The organism is Brotomerdimonas butyrica, from assembly GCF_025567305.1.
GTDB lineage: Bacteria > Bacillota > Clostridia > Peptostreptococcales > Anaerovoracaceae > Lentihominibacter > Lentihominibacter butyricus.
Genome location: NZ_JAOQJP010000019.1, coordinates 1 through 14765 on the forward strand (window position 1 = coordinate 1; position 14765 = coordinate 14765).

13 protein-coding genes are annotated in these 14765 nt (G+C 50.4%); 12 read left to right on the forward strand and 1 reads right to left on the reverse strand.

Annotated elements, in window-relative coordinates:
• Positions 1-244: 244 nt before the first annotated feature.
• Positions 245-1660 carry a [FeFe] hydrogenase H-cluster radical SAM maturase HydG gene (hydG, locus tag OCV59_RS11325; RefSeq protein ID WP_394803010.1) on the forward strand — a complete coding sequence of 472 codons (1416 nt, stop codon included), beginning with the start codon at positions 245-247 and terminating at the stop codon, positions 1658-1660.
• Positions 1661-1757: 97 nt separating this feature from the next.
• Positions 1758-3212, forward strand: a complete 1455-nt coding sequence (hydF, locus tag OCV59_RS11330) for a [FeFe] hydrogenase H-cluster maturation GTPase HydF (protein ID WP_449495056.1) — start codon at positions 1758-1760, stop codon at positions 3210-3212.
• Between the two features lie 83 nt (positions 3213-3295).
• Here hydF and OCV59_RS11335 read toward each other — a convergent pair whose 3' ends face one another.
• A complete protein-coding gene (locus OCV59_RS11335; RefSeq protein ID WP_262584374.1) occupies positions 3296-4099 on the reverse strand; it encodes an arylamine N-acetyltransferase family protein in 804 nt (267 codons plus the stop codon).
• A gap of 163 nt (positions 4100-4262) precedes the next feature.
• On the opposite strand from OCV59_RS11335, the gene rpmE reads away from it, so the two are divergent.
• From rpmE to OCV59_RS11385, 10 genes are all read left to right on the forward strand, one after another.
• A complete protein-coding gene (gene rpmE / locus OCV59_RS11340) occupies positions 4263-4463 on the forward strand; it encodes a 50S ribosomal protein L31 (RefSeq protein WP_147594551.1) in 201 nt (66 codons plus the stop codon).
• Between the two features lie 405 nt (positions 4464-4868).
• Positions 4869-5543: a hypothetical protein gene (locus OCV59_RS11345; RefSeq protein ID WP_147594552.1), complete on the forward strand. Its 675-nt coding sequence runs from the start codon at positions 4869-4871 to the stop codon at positions 5541-5543.
• Positions 5544-6171: 628 nt separating this feature from the next.
• The gene (locus OCV59_RS11350; RefSeq protein WP_147594553.1) at positions 6172-7482 is read left to right on the forward strand and encodes a phenylacetate--CoA ligase family protein; all 1311 of its coding nucleotides are present in this window, start codon (positions 6172-6174) and stop codon (positions 7480-7482) included.
• 23 nt (positions 7483-7505) lie between these two features.
• A complete protein-coding gene (gene iorA / locus OCV59_RS11355; RefSeq protein ID WP_147594554.1) occupies positions 7506-9242 on the forward strand; it encodes an indolepyruvate ferredoxin oxidoreductase subunit alpha in 1737 nt (578 codons plus the stop codon).
• 1 nt (position 9243) lies between these two features.
• A complete protein-coding gene (locus tag OCV59_RS11360) occupies positions 9244-9819 on the forward strand; it encodes an indolepyruvate oxidoreductase subunit beta (protein ID WP_147594555.1) in 576 nt (191 codons plus the stop codon).
• A 79-nt stretch (positions 9820-9898) separates the two neighbouring features.
• Complete coding sequence (locus OCV59_RS11365) at positions 9899-11197, forward strand: phenylacetate--CoA ligase family protein (RefSeq protein ID WP_147594556.1); 1299 nt, start codon at positions 9899-9901, stop codon at positions 11195-11197.
• A gap of 30 nt (positions 11198-11227) precedes the next feature.
• Entirely contained in the window at positions 11228-11659 is a 432-nt protein-coding gene (locus OCV59_RS11370) for an ACT domain-containing protein (protein ID WP_147594557.1), read from the forward strand.
• 172 nt (positions 11660-11831) lie between these two features.
• Positions 11832-12605: a class B sortase gene (gene srtB, locus OCV59_RS11375; protein ID WP_147594558.1), complete on the forward strand. Its 774-nt coding sequence runs from the start codon at positions 11832-11834 to the stop codon at positions 12603-12605.
• Positions 12606-12685: 80 nt separating this feature from the next.
• On the forward strand, positions 12686-13615 hold the full coding sequence (locus OCV59_RS11380; protein WP_147594559.1) for a helix-turn-helix transcriptional regulator: 930 nt from the start codon (positions 12686-12688) through the stop codon (positions 13613-13615).
• Between the two features lie 230 nt (positions 13616-13845).
• Positions 13846-14751: a LysR family transcriptional regulator gene (locus OCV59_RS11385; protein WP_147594560.1), complete on the forward strand. Its 906-nt coding sequence runs from the start codon at positions 13846-13848 to the stop codon at positions 14749-14751.
• The last annotated feature ends 14 nt before the right edge of the window (positions 14752-14765 follow it).

Here is a 14765-nt window from a genome sequence, read left to right on the forward strand (position 1 = left end):
GATGATAATGCGCTGTGGCAGGCGGCCGCGATGAGCGCGGCAGGCCTGCCGCGCCGCATGACGCACCCCCTGCCGATAAAAAGAGAGCGCTGACGCAAGTCAGCGCCACCACTTAAACAAACCCGCGCACCGGTACCCCCGTGCGCGTTCCATAAAACCACAAGCACCCGCGACCTGCGGGCTTTACATAAAAAACAACACTTCAAATAAACCACAAAACCAAAAAGGAGAAATGAAAATGGCAATTTACAACAGCACCTCAAAAAAAGCCGAGGAATTCATAAACCACGAAAAGATCCTTGAAACGCTTGAATACGCAGAGGCGCACAAAGACGACCTCGAAATGATGAATCAGATCCTCGAAAAAGGCCGAAAATACCAGGGCCTTTCATACAAAGAAGCGATGACGTTGCTCGAATGTGAAGACCCTGCGATCATCCAGCAGATCTTTGCACTCGGCAAAGAGATAAAAGAGCATTTCTACGGCAACAGGATCGTGATGTTCGCGCCGCTGTACCTTTCCAACTACTGCATCAACAGATGCGTTTACTGTCCGTACCACGGCCAGAACAAGCACATCCCGAGAAAGAAACTCAGCCAGGAGGACATCAGGCAGGAAGTGATCGCGCTGCAGGATATGGGCCACAAGCGACTGGCGATCGAGGCCGGCGAAGACCCGCTCAACAACCCGATAGAATATATACTCGAAAGCATCAAGACGATCTACAGCATCAAACACAAAAACGGCGCGATCAGAAGAGTCAACGTGAACATCGCGGCGACTACGGTAGAAGAGTACAAGATGCTCAAAGACGCGGGGATCGGAACGTATATACTTTTCCAGGAGACTTACAACAAGGAATCGTACGAGGCGCTTCATCCGGCAGGGCCGAAGAGCGACTACGCGTACCACACCGAGGCGATGGACAGAGCCATGGAGGCAGGGATCGACGACGTCGGCTGCGGCGTGCTTTTCGGACTGGAAAACTACAAATATGACTTTGTCGGCATGCTGATGCACGCTCATCACCTTGAAAAGACTTACGGCTGCGGTCCGCACACGATCAGCGTTCCGAGGATCAGACCGGCAGACGATATCGATCCGGAGACTTTCGACAACGGCGTGCCTGACGATATTTTCAAGAGGATCGTTGCGGTGCTCAGGATCGCGGTGCCTTACACGGGAATGATCATGTCGACTCGTGAAAGCGCGAAGACGAGGAGAGAATGTCTCGAGATCGGCATCACGCAGATCAGCGGCGGCAGCAGGACGAGCGTCGGCGGATATGTCGAAGAGGAAAGAGACGAGGATACGGTACAGTTTGACGTTGACGACAGAAGATCGCTGGCCGAGGTCGTTGACTGGCTGATCGACCTGGGTTACGTGCCGAGCTTCTGCACCGCATGCTACAGAGAGGGCAGAACGGGCGACAGATTCATGAGCCTGCTCAAATCGGGACAGATCGCGAACTGCTGTCAGCCGAACGCGCTCATGACGCTCAAGGAATTCCTGATGGACTACGCGAGCGATGAGACTCACAGGAAGGGCGACGAGATCATCGCGCAGCGACTTGCGACGATCCCGAACGAAAAGGTGCGCGAGGTCTGTTCGGAGCGACTGAAGGCGATCGAAAACGGCGACAGGGATTTCAGGTTCTAAAGGCTTTGTGAGGAGCGCCGCGCCATTCCTGCGCGGCCTGCGGCAACATCACAACTACGACAACACCGAAATACCGACCCCAATGCAAAAGGAGAAAATGATGAGTTTGAATGACACACCGAGAGCCGGCAGGCTCCACATAGGGATATACGGCCGGCGCAACGCCGGCAAATCGTCGCTGATAAACGCGCTGACCGGACAGGACATCGCGCTCGTCTCAGACGCGCCGGGAACGACGACCGACCCGATATACAAATCAATGGAGCTGCACCCGGTAGGGCCGGTGGTTTTCATCGACACGGCCGGATTCGATGACGAAGGGACCCTCGGCCGGCTGCGCGTCGAGCGAACGGCAGGCGTAGTTGACAAGACCGACGTCGGCATCATAGTGATAGATAATGAGGCTTTGGAAAAGGCTGCAGCGTCATCTGCGGCTGCGCCCGCTGACGCAGTGCTCGCCGAGGAAAAGCTGTGGGCGGAAAAGCTCGCCGAAAAAAACGTGCCTCTGATCTTCGTGCTCAACAAGTGCGATGAGATGCAGGCGCCGGGCGAGTCCGGCGCTCTGACCGAAAGCTGCGGATCACAGCCTGCCGGAAGTCACGGATCGCATTCGGCGGAAGCGGCAGGAACATCTGCCAACGTAGATGCGGTGGTCACAACTGCATCCGGACAACCGACAGCACTGGCTGCCGACACTGCGGCATCGGTCAGCGCTGATCCGCAGGGTGATGGCCGTGCTGCGACCGCGACCGCCGCCGCAGCCATCGCTGAACTTGCCGGTAAATGGCCGGTGATAAAAGTCAGCGCTTTACATAAGACCGGCATCGAAGAGCTGCGCCAGGCGATCGAGCAGTCTGTGCCGGAAGATTTCCTGCGGGAAAAGATCCTCGGAGACATGGTCGAAGAGGGAGGGCTCGTGCTGCTGGTGATGCCGCAGGACATCCAGGCGCCGAAAGGCAGGCTGATACTGCCGCAGGTCCAGACTCTGCGCGAGCTGCTCGACAGAAAATGCACGGCAGTCGCAACGACCGCAGACGGGTTCGAACGCGCACTTTCCGCACTGAACCGTGTACCGGATCTGATAATTACCGACTCACAGTGCTTCGGACAGGTGTATGAGAAGAAGCCTGCGGAAAGTGCACTCACATCTTTTTCCGTACTGTTCGCAGCGTACAAAGGTGATATCGACAAATTTGTTTCAGGAGCATCGCTGTTAAACGATATGACTGAAAATTCAAGGGTTTTGATAGCTGAAGCCTGCACGCACGTGCCGCTCAGCGAGGACATCGGGCGCGAAAAAATACCGAATCTCCTGCGAAAGAAATTCGGTAAAGGTATCGAAGTCGTCAATGTGTGCGGCAATGATTTTCCGAGCGTCGAGGAACTGAAAGGGTTCGATCTGGTTATCCACTGCGGCGCGTGCATGTTCAACCGCAAGCATGTGATGAGCAGGATCGCGGCGGCCGAAGCTGCCGGAGTGCCGATCACGAATTACGGAGTCGTGCTCGCAAAGCTAACCGGCATCCTGGACAAGATCGAGCTGCCGGGCTGACAACGGTCGGGTCGCGCGGAGCCGGGATTGGCCGACGAAAGAGATAAAAGAGATGAAAGGCGCGGTGCCGCCAAAGTGTGAAATCACACGGGCAGGAGGAAGAACTCTCTGATGAGTTTGAGCTCCTGCTCTTTTGATGTGATCTTTTCGATTATCTCCTCTTCGCCGCCGTTTTCAGTCAGAAAAGCTCCGGAGCGGATCGCGTAAAACCGCCCGTCCCTGTGGACCGAGACTTTCGTGGCTTTGTTGATGCGTGAGTCCGGGTGGTTTGCAGCAAAGAAAGTCGGTGCGACGAAGTCGAGGTCGATCTGCGGCTCCTCGGTGAATCCGAGCTTCCTGCGCCAGCCGAGGTTAGGACGGTGCTGCCACATCAGCCATCCCCAGAAATCATCGCGGGCGAGCTTGTACTCGCATTCACCGTCGTACTGGACTAGGTCAGCCTCGAGTTGCAGCGGTATCCTGTGATGATCGAAATTGAAACCCACGTCGCTCAGAAAAGTGCCGTTTTGCATATGGACGCCGATTATCCGGTGGCTGCGCATCTGGACCGGCGCCGTCGATGCGATGATGCGCGCGCTGTAACTCGTGACGTCGAATCCGAGCGACTCCAGCAGCCAGTTGTAAAGCGTGTTCAGTTCGGAGCAGACGCCGCCGCGGCGGCAGGTGATGATCTTGTGGAAAAGGTCGCTGCGGTCGAGCGAGATCGGTTTGCCCGCCATGATATCGAGATTTTCGAACGGGATGTGGGAAATGTGCTGCGCCTGCAGGTGCGTCAGGTATCCGAGATTGAGACCGGTGCCGTCCGGCCATCTGGCTTCGATCCTCTGCAGATATTCGGCGATCTGCGCTTTGGACATCGGCGTGTTTTGTATATTATCAAATGACATTTTTGTAACCTCTCTCGCATCGCAAAATATATATCGTATCGTAAAATTAATTATAGCGAAAAAGCTTGTATTTCTCAAGGCTGTGTGGTATGCTGTAAAGGCTGTTAAACTAACAGTAATTATGCAAAGGTGGAAAACCTGAGCAGGAAAGAGGTGATTTAGCATGAAAAAAGGAATCCATCCTGACTACAAGGAATGTAAAGTAACTTGCGCATGCGGTAACACATTTATGACAAAGTCCATCAATGAAGAAATCAGAACGGACATTTGCTCAGCGTGCCATCCATTCTTTACAGGTCAGCAGAAATTCGCTCACAGAGGCGGACGTGTTGAAAAATTCAAGAACAAGTACCACTTGGATTAATCAGGAAAACCACAATAACCACCTTACAAGTGATATGTCTTCAACGCTTCAAACAGCATGACATGTCAGTTGAAAGGTGGTTATTTTTATGTTGAGATTCGCTTCATTTTTATCTGATTAGGTACGGCCCTTGATGATTCTTTAGACAATCCTGTTTCATTATGGTCAATAGCAGTTCTTATTGTGGGATCAGTAAAACCATGTACTCTCTCTGGCCCCTGCACATTAATTGATAAAAAATAATGTGTGATTGTCAGAAGAACTGCGAGGCTTTAGTTCTGGAATTTTCTCCTGTTAGCTTTATAGAGGATCCGGAGTATCCAATGATAAATGTCTTTTTATAGGCTTGATATATGATATAATCAGGTATCGTAGGGGAGTCTTAACAGCAGAAGAGGAAGAATTATGAAGAAGTGTATTAATTGTGGAGCCAAAACAAGCGGTAATTTTTGTTCGAATTGTGGAATGGAAGTGCCTGATTTTTATGAGAAAGCAAACAGGGCAGGAGCAGGGAAAAAATCAAGCCGAGTCATTATTGCGATCGTTTCTGTAATTGTGGTGATGGCTATAGCTACAGGCATTGCTGTCTGCCTTACTGCATATAAGCAGATGATTGAAAATCAGTATGCAGATAATCTCGACAGTTTCATGGTGGAAGTCACATCTGGCGCAGTCGAAGCAGAAACACAGGGAAATCTGGTGGCAGCGGTCTGGTATGATGCGATCTGGGGGAATACGTCAGAAGAAGATACATATAAGTATGTAGCAGGGGCGGCTGATTTTGATGAAGCATTGGAGAACCTGTACCTTGACGAGGATTTTCAGGCGAAGTCAGCAACGCTGAATGACAAACGCAATGCGGCATATGAATTGATGCTGGAATTACAGGAACCGCCTGATAAATATAAAGCCTGTTACGATCTTGCGCTGGAGCTGTACAGTCAGTACAGTATGCTCATCGATCTGGTCACGTACCCGACGGGGTCATACAACAGTTACTCAGAGAAATTTGAAGAGCTGGATACTCAAGTCGCAGAGCTCTGCGGCAAATTGAATACGATGATACCCGTTGTATATTAGAAAGAGCGATACAAAGTCATTTGCGAGTTTTACCAAGAACCCGTTTTTACACTCGATGATTTGGCATTTTTCCTTAAAAATCAAGGGTTTCCGGAGCGGCAAATACCAAGGATGAAATCTGTGGAGGGCATTCTTGGTATTTTTTCTTATGTAAAAGCGCAGTTTTCCCTGATGAATTACCAATATGGAACGTCCGGGTCTTGTGTTTTGGTAATCGGCTTCGCCGAGAGGTCCTGTTTTTAAAGGAAAATGCTAAAAAGTCGCTGCAGCAAACCGATTTCTGGTATCCTGATTAAATAGCTGTAACTTGACTAAGAGAGCGCAGCTTCCACACATTTTCGCACACTCGCCCGACCTCCCACAAAAGCGCTGATATTCACGCGTTTTACACGTTTTCTTGTCAATTAACATATATCAATTTCCTCTTTTTTGTGGTATATTAATAAAGTGTAATATTTTTGAAGTGCCGGCAGTGGCGAGCGGGGTCGCCATGATCAGGAAACGGCGCCGGAAGATATTCTCAGCGGGGAACTTTAATTTCGAAAAAATTTCGGAGAAAATCCGAAATTTGAAATCAAAACTGAAAACTGTATTCACTGTATAAATAAACAATCAAAGAGGGAATAAAATGGAACACAAAATTTGGAACAGAGAGATGGAGTGTGCGGACAGGGAGACCAAGAACGCCATCCAGCTCGATCGATTGAAGAAAACGGTGGAGACCTGCTACAACAAGGTGCCCTTTTACAAGAAAAAGTTCGATGAGATCGGCCTGAGACCGGAGCATATCAAGACTCTGGCTGATGTGAAACACATCCCGTTCACGACGGCGGAAGATCTCAGAAACAATTATCCCTTTGGGCTCTTTGCAGTGCCGAAGAGAGACGTAGTCAGGATCCACGGTTCATCGGGAACCACAGGCAAGCCAAAGATCGTAGGCTATACGAAAAATGACCTGGAAAACTGGTCGGAGATCATGGCACGAGTGATCTGCGCGGCAGGCGGAACAGCTGACGATATAGTGCAGATCGCATTCGGATACGGGCTGTTCACCGGAGGATTCGGACTCCACTACGGTATGGAAAAGATAGGCGCGATGGTCGTACCGCTTTCGAGCGGCAACACGGACAGACAGATCATGCTCATGCAGGATTTCCAGAGCACGATACTGATCGCGACACCGTCATATGCGCTTTACCTTGCAGATGAAATAGAGAAAAAAGGCATAGACAAAGACAGCATCAAACTCAGGCTGGCGCTTTTCGGAGGCGAAGGACACACTGAGGAGATGCGTGCGAAGATAGAAAAGCAGCTCGGCATACTGGCTACAGAAAACTACGGGCTTTCGGAAATCGGCGGACCGGGATATTCCGGCGAATGCTATCTGAAGCGCGGACTGCATATCGCAGAAGACCAGTTCATCTCGGAGATCATAGATCCGGATACGCTGGAGCCGCTGCCGATAGGCGACCAGGGAGAGCTTGTAGTCACTACCCTGACAAAAGAGGCCTTCCCGATGCTCAGATACAGGACGAGAGACATCACATGGCTCAACGACGAGCCTTGCGAATGCGGCAGGACATCCATGAGGATGCACAAGGTACAGGGCAGAACAGACGACATGATGGTAATCAGAGGAGTAAACGTATTCCCTTCACAGATAGAGTCAGTTATCATGGCGATGAACGAGATCGAACCGTTCTACGAGATCATCGTCACTACAGAAGACTATCTGGACAGGATCGAGGTGCGCGTGGAATTCTCAGACGCATCGCTTCTTGACGATTACAACAAGCTTGAACAGCTCAGGGCGAAGATAAGACACAACATAAAATCCGTTCTCAACATCGACGCCAAGATAACTCTCGTGACACCGGGCACACTTCCTAGATACGAGGGCAAAGGAAAGAAAGTCATAGACAAGAGAACACACAAATAAACAGAAAGGCAGACGATACAGATATGGAAAAGAAAATAATGCTGGGCAATGAAGCCTTTGCAAGAGGGGCATATGAAGCGGGCGTGAAAGTCGTTTCATCATATCCCGGAACTCCAAGTACAGAAGTAACAGAGAATCTGGCAAAATGTAAAGGTATCCACGTTGAATGGGCACCGAACGAAAAAGTCGGGGTAGAAGTTGCCATGGGAGCGTCCATCGGCGGCGTGAGATCATTATCATGCATGAAACACGTAGGACTCAACGTAGCTGCAGACCCGTTCTTTACAGCAGCATACACAGGCGTTACAGGCGGAGCAGTGATACTGGTCGCAGACGATAACGGATGCCACTCCAGCCAGAACGAACAGGATTCGAGATACTACGGCAGGAGCGCAGGCGTGCCGATGCTCGAGCCGTCGAACTCACAGGAATGTAAAGATTACATAAAGCTGGCATACGACATCAGCGAAAAGTACGACACAGTAGTCCTGATCAGATCAAACACGAGGATATCACACTCCAGAGGGATCGTCGAGCTCGGAGAAAGAGTCGAGAAAGACATCATCCCTTACGAGAAGAACGTCCAGAAATACGTTGCGATGCCTGCGATGGCGAAGAAGCTCCACATCGCGCAGGAAAAGCGCATGAACCAGATCGCAGAAGACAGCAACACGATGGAGATCAACAGAGTCGAGATGGGCGACACATCGATCGGCATCATCACGAGCGGTATCTGCTACCAGTATGTGAAAGAGGCGATGCCTGACGTGAGCATCCTCAAGATGGGACTTATCAACCCGATCCCTAAGAAGCTGATCGAAGACTTTGCATCAAAAGTAGACAAACTTTACGTGATAGAAGAAGGAAACCCTTACTTCGAAGAACAGATCAGAGCGATGGGCGTTGAGCTCGCAGGCGGCAAGGACATGTTCACCATCCAGGGTGAATACAGTGCGAACATGATCAGAAAAGCATTCGGACTGCCGGTAGCTGAGAATGTTGAGATCACAGACGCACCGGGAAGACCGCCGCTTCTATGCGCAGGATGTCCGCACAGAGGACTTTTCCACGTGCTCAGCAAGCTCAAGAAGACAGTAATGGGCGACATCGGATGCTACACACTCGGAGCGCTTCCGCCGACAGCATCGATAGATGCATGTCTCTGCATGGGCGCATCGATCACGATGGCACACGGCTTCGAGCAGGCTACAGGTAGCAGCGACCACGTGGCAGTGCTGGGAGACTCGACGTTCTTCCACTCAGGTATCACAGGCCTCGTGAACATGAATTACAACGGATCGAAGGGAACAGTCATCATCCTCGACAACAGGATCACAGGAATGACAGGCCATCAGGACAACCCGTCGACAGGAAAGAACGCGATGGGCGAGGAAGCTCCGGCAATAGATATCGCAGGCATCTGCAGAGCATGTGGAGTCAAGCACGTCACAGAGATCGACCCGTTCAAGGTGAAGGAACTCGAAGAGATCGTGAAGAGAGAGACTGCAAGAGATGAGCTTTCGGTCATCATAACAAAGAGACCGTGCGCACTCATCGTAAAGCAGCCTGACATCCCGTATCACGTTACAGATAAATGCAAAAACTGCAAGATGTGCATGAAGATAGGCTGTCCTGCCATCGAGGAAAAGGACGGCAGACCGATCGTCGTACCGGAAAGATGCGTAGGATGCGGTCTGTGTGCAGAGGTCTGTCCTTTTGGCGCTATAGAGATCGAAGCAGACGGAAAGGAGACCAGATAGCATGAAAAAGTCAAATATACTGATAGTTGGTGTAGGCGGGCAGGGAACACTTCTGGCAAGCGTACTGCTGGGAAATCTGGCGCTGCTCAAGGGATATGACGTGAAGCTCTCGGAAGTGCACGGAATGGCGCAGAGAGGCGGCAGCGTAGTTACGCACGTTAAAATAAGCGAGGGAACAGTTTCCTCACCGCTCATCGAAGAAGGCGATGCAGACGTGATCATCGCATTTGAAGAACTGGAAGCTTACAGATGGCTGCCTTACCTGAAAAAAGGCGGCACTATGTATGTAAATACACAGCAGATACTGCCTATGCCTGTTATCATGGGCAATGCGAAGTATCCGGACGATATCATGAAGGTGCTGGAGGAAAACGCCGGCACAGTCAAGGCGTTCGACGCACTTCGCATAGCAGAAGAGTGCGGCAGCGTGAAAGCTGTCAACGTGGTTCTTCTCGGCGCTGCTTCGAAGGATCTGCCTTTTGATGAAAGCGCGTGGATCAAGGTGATCGAGGAAAATGTAAAGCCTAAGTTCGTAGAGCTCAACAAGAAAGCCTTTGAAATGGGCAGAAACGCTTAAGCTGAGAACGTTCACTGATTATTAAAAATCGGGCAGATTTTTAAAGTACAAACCACAAAACGAAAGGAAAAGCTGTACAATGATTTGGAACAAGGAAATGGAATGCGCAGACCGCGAGACCATGCGCGCATTACAGCTGAAGAAACTCAAGGAAACGGTCAGATACGAATACGACAATGTGCCGTATTACAGAGAGAAGATGGACAAGGCAGGCGTTAAGCCGGAAGACATCCAGACACTGGAAGACATCAGAAAACTGCCTTTTATAACAAAAGAAGACATAGCTGCGAATTATCCGACAGGGCTCTTTGCAAAGCCTATGGAAGAGATCGTGAGGATCCATGCATCGTCGGGAACTACAGGAAAGCCTAAGATCGCAGGATACACGAGAAACGACCTTGCACTGTGGGGAGAATGCGTTGCGAGAGCAATGGCGAGCGCAGGACAGGACAGCAAGTCAGTGATCCAGGTGGCATACGGATACGGCCTCTTTACAGGAGGACTCGGAGCTCACATCGGAGCTGAGACTATCGGAGCTACAGTGCTTCCGATGAGCAGCGGAAACACCAAGAAGCAGATCATGTTCATGCAGGACATGAAGAGCACTGCACTGGCATGCACACCGTCATATGCGCTGACTATCGCTGAAGGCGTTGCAAAGGCCGGGATAGATCCGGCAGACCTTTCACTGCAGTCAGGTATATTCGGAGCAGAGCCGTGGACTGAGGGAATGAGAAAAGATATCGAAAAAGGCCTGGGCATCAAGGCGTATGACATATACGGACTTACAGAGATCGTGGGACCGGGAGTGTCGATAAGCTGCGATGAACATAACGGCATGCATATCCAGGAGGACTACTTCTATCCTGAGATCATAGATCCTGAGACGCTTGAACCGCTGCCTGACGGCGAGATCGGCGAGCTGGTGTTCACTACTCTCGGCAAGGAAGGATTCCCGATGATCAGATACAGGACGAGAGACCTCTGCTATCTGATGAGAGACAAGTGCGCATGCGGCAGAACGACTGTAAGGATGAGCAAGATCCTCGGAAGGACAGACGACATGCTCATCATCAGAGGAGTCAATGTATTCCCTTCACAGATCGAAACTGTCATCTCCAAGTTCGAGGAACTGACGATCAACTACATGATCTACGTCGGCAGAGAGAACAACAAGGACACATTCGATCTCGAAGTAGAGCTGGCACCTGGACTTGCAATAGACAATATCAAATTCATAGAAGACCTCAGAAGCAGACTGGATCATGCTTTGAGAGATATGCTGGGAATAGGCTGCAAGACGAAGTTCCTCAACGAGGGAACGCTGCCTAGAAGCGAAGGTAAAGCAGTTAGAGTCAAGGATACCAGAAAGCTGTGATCTTTGACGACAGACAGAGGAGGAATTAAAATGTTGATTAAACAGATGTCGGTGTTCGTAGAGAACACAACAGGAAGACTGGCTGATCTCACGAAGATCCTGGCCGATAACGATATCGATATCAAGGCAAGCACGATCGCAGATACTGTTGATTTCGGTATCCTCAGATGCATCGTTCCGGATCCGGAGGCTGCTACAAAGATACTGAAGGCGGCAGGCTTCACAGCAAGCATCACGGAAGTTGTCGCAGTGTCGATCGAAGACAGCCCGGGCGGACTCCACAAGGTGCTCAAGGTCCTGGCAGACAACGAGATCGGCGTAGACTACATCTACTCGACTATCAGAGCGAAGGATGACAGAGCCGTTATCATGATAAAGGTGGAAGATCCTGCAAAGGCGATCGAGATACTCAAGGCAAACGATATCAGACTGGTAGATACTGTGGAACTGACCAGCAACTAACGGTAAGACTTTACAGCACCGGGCGGCAGCATCCGTTCGGTGCTGATTTGCATTATATTTGGATTTGAGTTTGAGTTTGATTTGATCTGCAGTCAGACCGGACTGCAGTAAAGTTGCTTTTGGCGGCCTGTCCGGCTCCATCGGCGTCCGGGCAGCGGAAAGGATTAGATATATGAGCTTAGGAAGAAAGATAGTTCTGGTGATCTGTCTCATAGTATTTGTCGGCTCGGCGGGCGTGCTGATCGATTATTTTCTCAATGGCATGCGGGAGCAGAACGCGCTCGAGGGTCTCAAGGATCTGCAGACCGGCAGAGAGGATCTTGTGACAGATAAAGGAACTGTTATAGGCAAGTACGCTGATCTTTATCTTACCAACAGTGATATCATCGGATGGATAAAGATCGAAGATACGAAAGTCGACTATCCTGTCATGCAGACGAAGGACGATCCGGAATTTTATCTCCACAGAGGATTCAGCAAGGAATATACAGGATCCGGAGTGCCGTTCATGGATGCGGCGAGCGACATATTCATACCGACATCGAATTTCCTGATCTACGGGCATCATATGAAAAACGGCACGATGTTCCGTGACATCGAGAAGTACAACGACTATGACTTTTACAAGGATCACAAGACGTTCCAGTTCGATACGATATACAAGGGCGGACAGGGGACGTACGAGGTGATCGCTGCCGGGTATTCGCAGATCTATCCGAAGGATTCGACGGAATTCAAGTATTATCAGTATGCAGGCATGACTTCACAGTCGGATTTCAATGAGTATGTAAAGGGCGTCAAGGCGCTGTCCGAGTACGATACAGGAGTAGTCGCGGAGTACGGCGATCAGCTGGTGACGCTGTCAACGTGCGCGTATCAGACGGAAGACGGCAGGTTTTTCGTAGTCGCAAGGCGTACAGATGCAAAGCAGCAGACTCCGCAGTAGCAGGCGCGGCAGCAGCAGACGCAGCGATGTGCATCGATGTGTCAGGACACACTCGTTTTTAAAGCTTTCAGGAGGACGATATGGGAAATTTAAGAAAGCAGGTAGGCGGCACTCCGCTCAGTATCAGTGTGTATTCAGTGGAAAAGGCACCGACCAAGATAAACGAAAAAGGCATACTCGAAATCATTTTCTGCCTGAAAGGAAGCGTGAAGTTTTCGTATGCGTATGAGGAATTCACGCTGCATGCTGGCGAATACATCTCGGTCGATAAAGATGCGTATTACCTATACGACGGACAGGACAACATGTGCGTCTCACTGTATTTCGATCTGCTTCAGTACGAGGAGAAATACCCGTTCATCGGCAACACCCTGTTCGTGTGCGAGGGGCTTGCGGAAACGAGTCTGCGCTTTCCGACACCTGAATACGAACGGCTAAAAGGCATGATGATCGCGCTGCTGAGATTTATCAGAGAAGGTGGAGACGAAACGAAGGTGAGTGAAGTCACCGGGAAGATCGTCGATCTGTTCATCAAGCATTTTGATATATTCTTTTTTCATTCAGGGGAGAAGTTCGGCGAAAAAGGCGGCGAAATGCTCATGAGGCTGCATGAGATCAACGACTATCTGCACAAGCACATAAAGGAAAAGATCACAGTAGGCGATATCGCAGCACAGCTGAATTTTACGGAAGGATACATGTCCGAGTACATGCGCAAGGCATCCGTGGGATTTCGCGGGATGCTCAGCTATATCAGGGCTAACGCCTCGGAAAGCCTGCTGCTGAACACGGACAAGACGATACTTGAAATATCCGAGGAATGCGGTTTTTCAGACGTGAAATACTATTATTCCGCTTTCAAGAGATGGTACAACTGCACGCCGAAGCAGTTTCGGGATCAGTACGGCAGAGCTTCGGAGGAAAAGCTCAGATATTTTGAGCTCGATGACATCAGCGATCTGATAGATGATCTGATGAAGCAGCACTATATGCAGATGTATCTGGGTTAGTCAAAAAAGTGCTTTCGCTAAGTCCTCGGCGCGCCCGGTATTATGACGCCCGGCCATTGTGATGGCCGGCCAGCATCCGGCCGCACCTGCGGAAATCGCGAAAGCACTTTTTTTGCCTTATAGTCCGGTCGCGCGACGCACCTGATCCAGGGATCATTTGCGGATACCCTTTTGCAGTGACGAGCGCACGGAAAAAATACAGAGGAAAAGAGACAGGAGATGATTAAAGGATGACACTGCAGCAGCTGACTTATCTGGTGACAGCAGCGGAATGCGGGAACATGACCGAGGCCGCAGAGAAGCTGTTCATATCGCAGCCGAGCCTGAGCGCCGCGATAAAAAATCTGGAAGAAGAGATGGGCGTGACTATTTTTGTGAGATCGAACAAAGGGATCGTTCCCACACGGGACGGGGAAGAGCTCCTTTCGTATGCGCGTATGCTGCTGGAGCAGGCGGAGATCATGAAAGAGCGCTTTGTCAAAGACACTTCCAGAGAGCCGAAATTCGCAGTCTCGTGCCAGCACTATTCCTTTGCAGTAAACGCTTTCGTCGACATCGTAAAGGAATATGACGCCGATCAGTACAGCTTTATCCTGAGAGAAACCCAGACCGGAGAGATCATCGAGGATGTGGCGAACGGGAAAAGCGAGCTTGGGATACTGTATCTCAGCGAGCACAACGAAGATGTGCTGTTGAAACTGCTGAAGAAAAACAGCCTGATCTTTGAAGAGATATACGTTGCCGACCCGCATGTATTCATAAGCAGGGAGCATCCGCTGGCAGAGAAAAAGCTTGTACGCACGGATGATCTTAAACCATACCCGTATCTCGTGTTCGAGCAGGGAGAACGGAACTCCTTTTACTTTTCAGAGGAATTCCTCAGCGTGCTCGACTTCCCGAAAAACATACAGGTGAGAGACCGTGCGACGCTTTTCAATCTGGTTATAGGGCTGAACGGATTCACTGTCAGCTCCGGCATAATAGACAACAGACTGAACGGCGAAGGCATCATTGCCAGGCCGCTGGACGTGGACTGCCATATGAGGATAATCATGATCCGCAAGAAAAACCAGCTGCTCAGCCGCTATGCGAAGTCCTATATACAAGCGATAGAACAGCACATGTCCATAGGATGAAACTATGGGCGCGT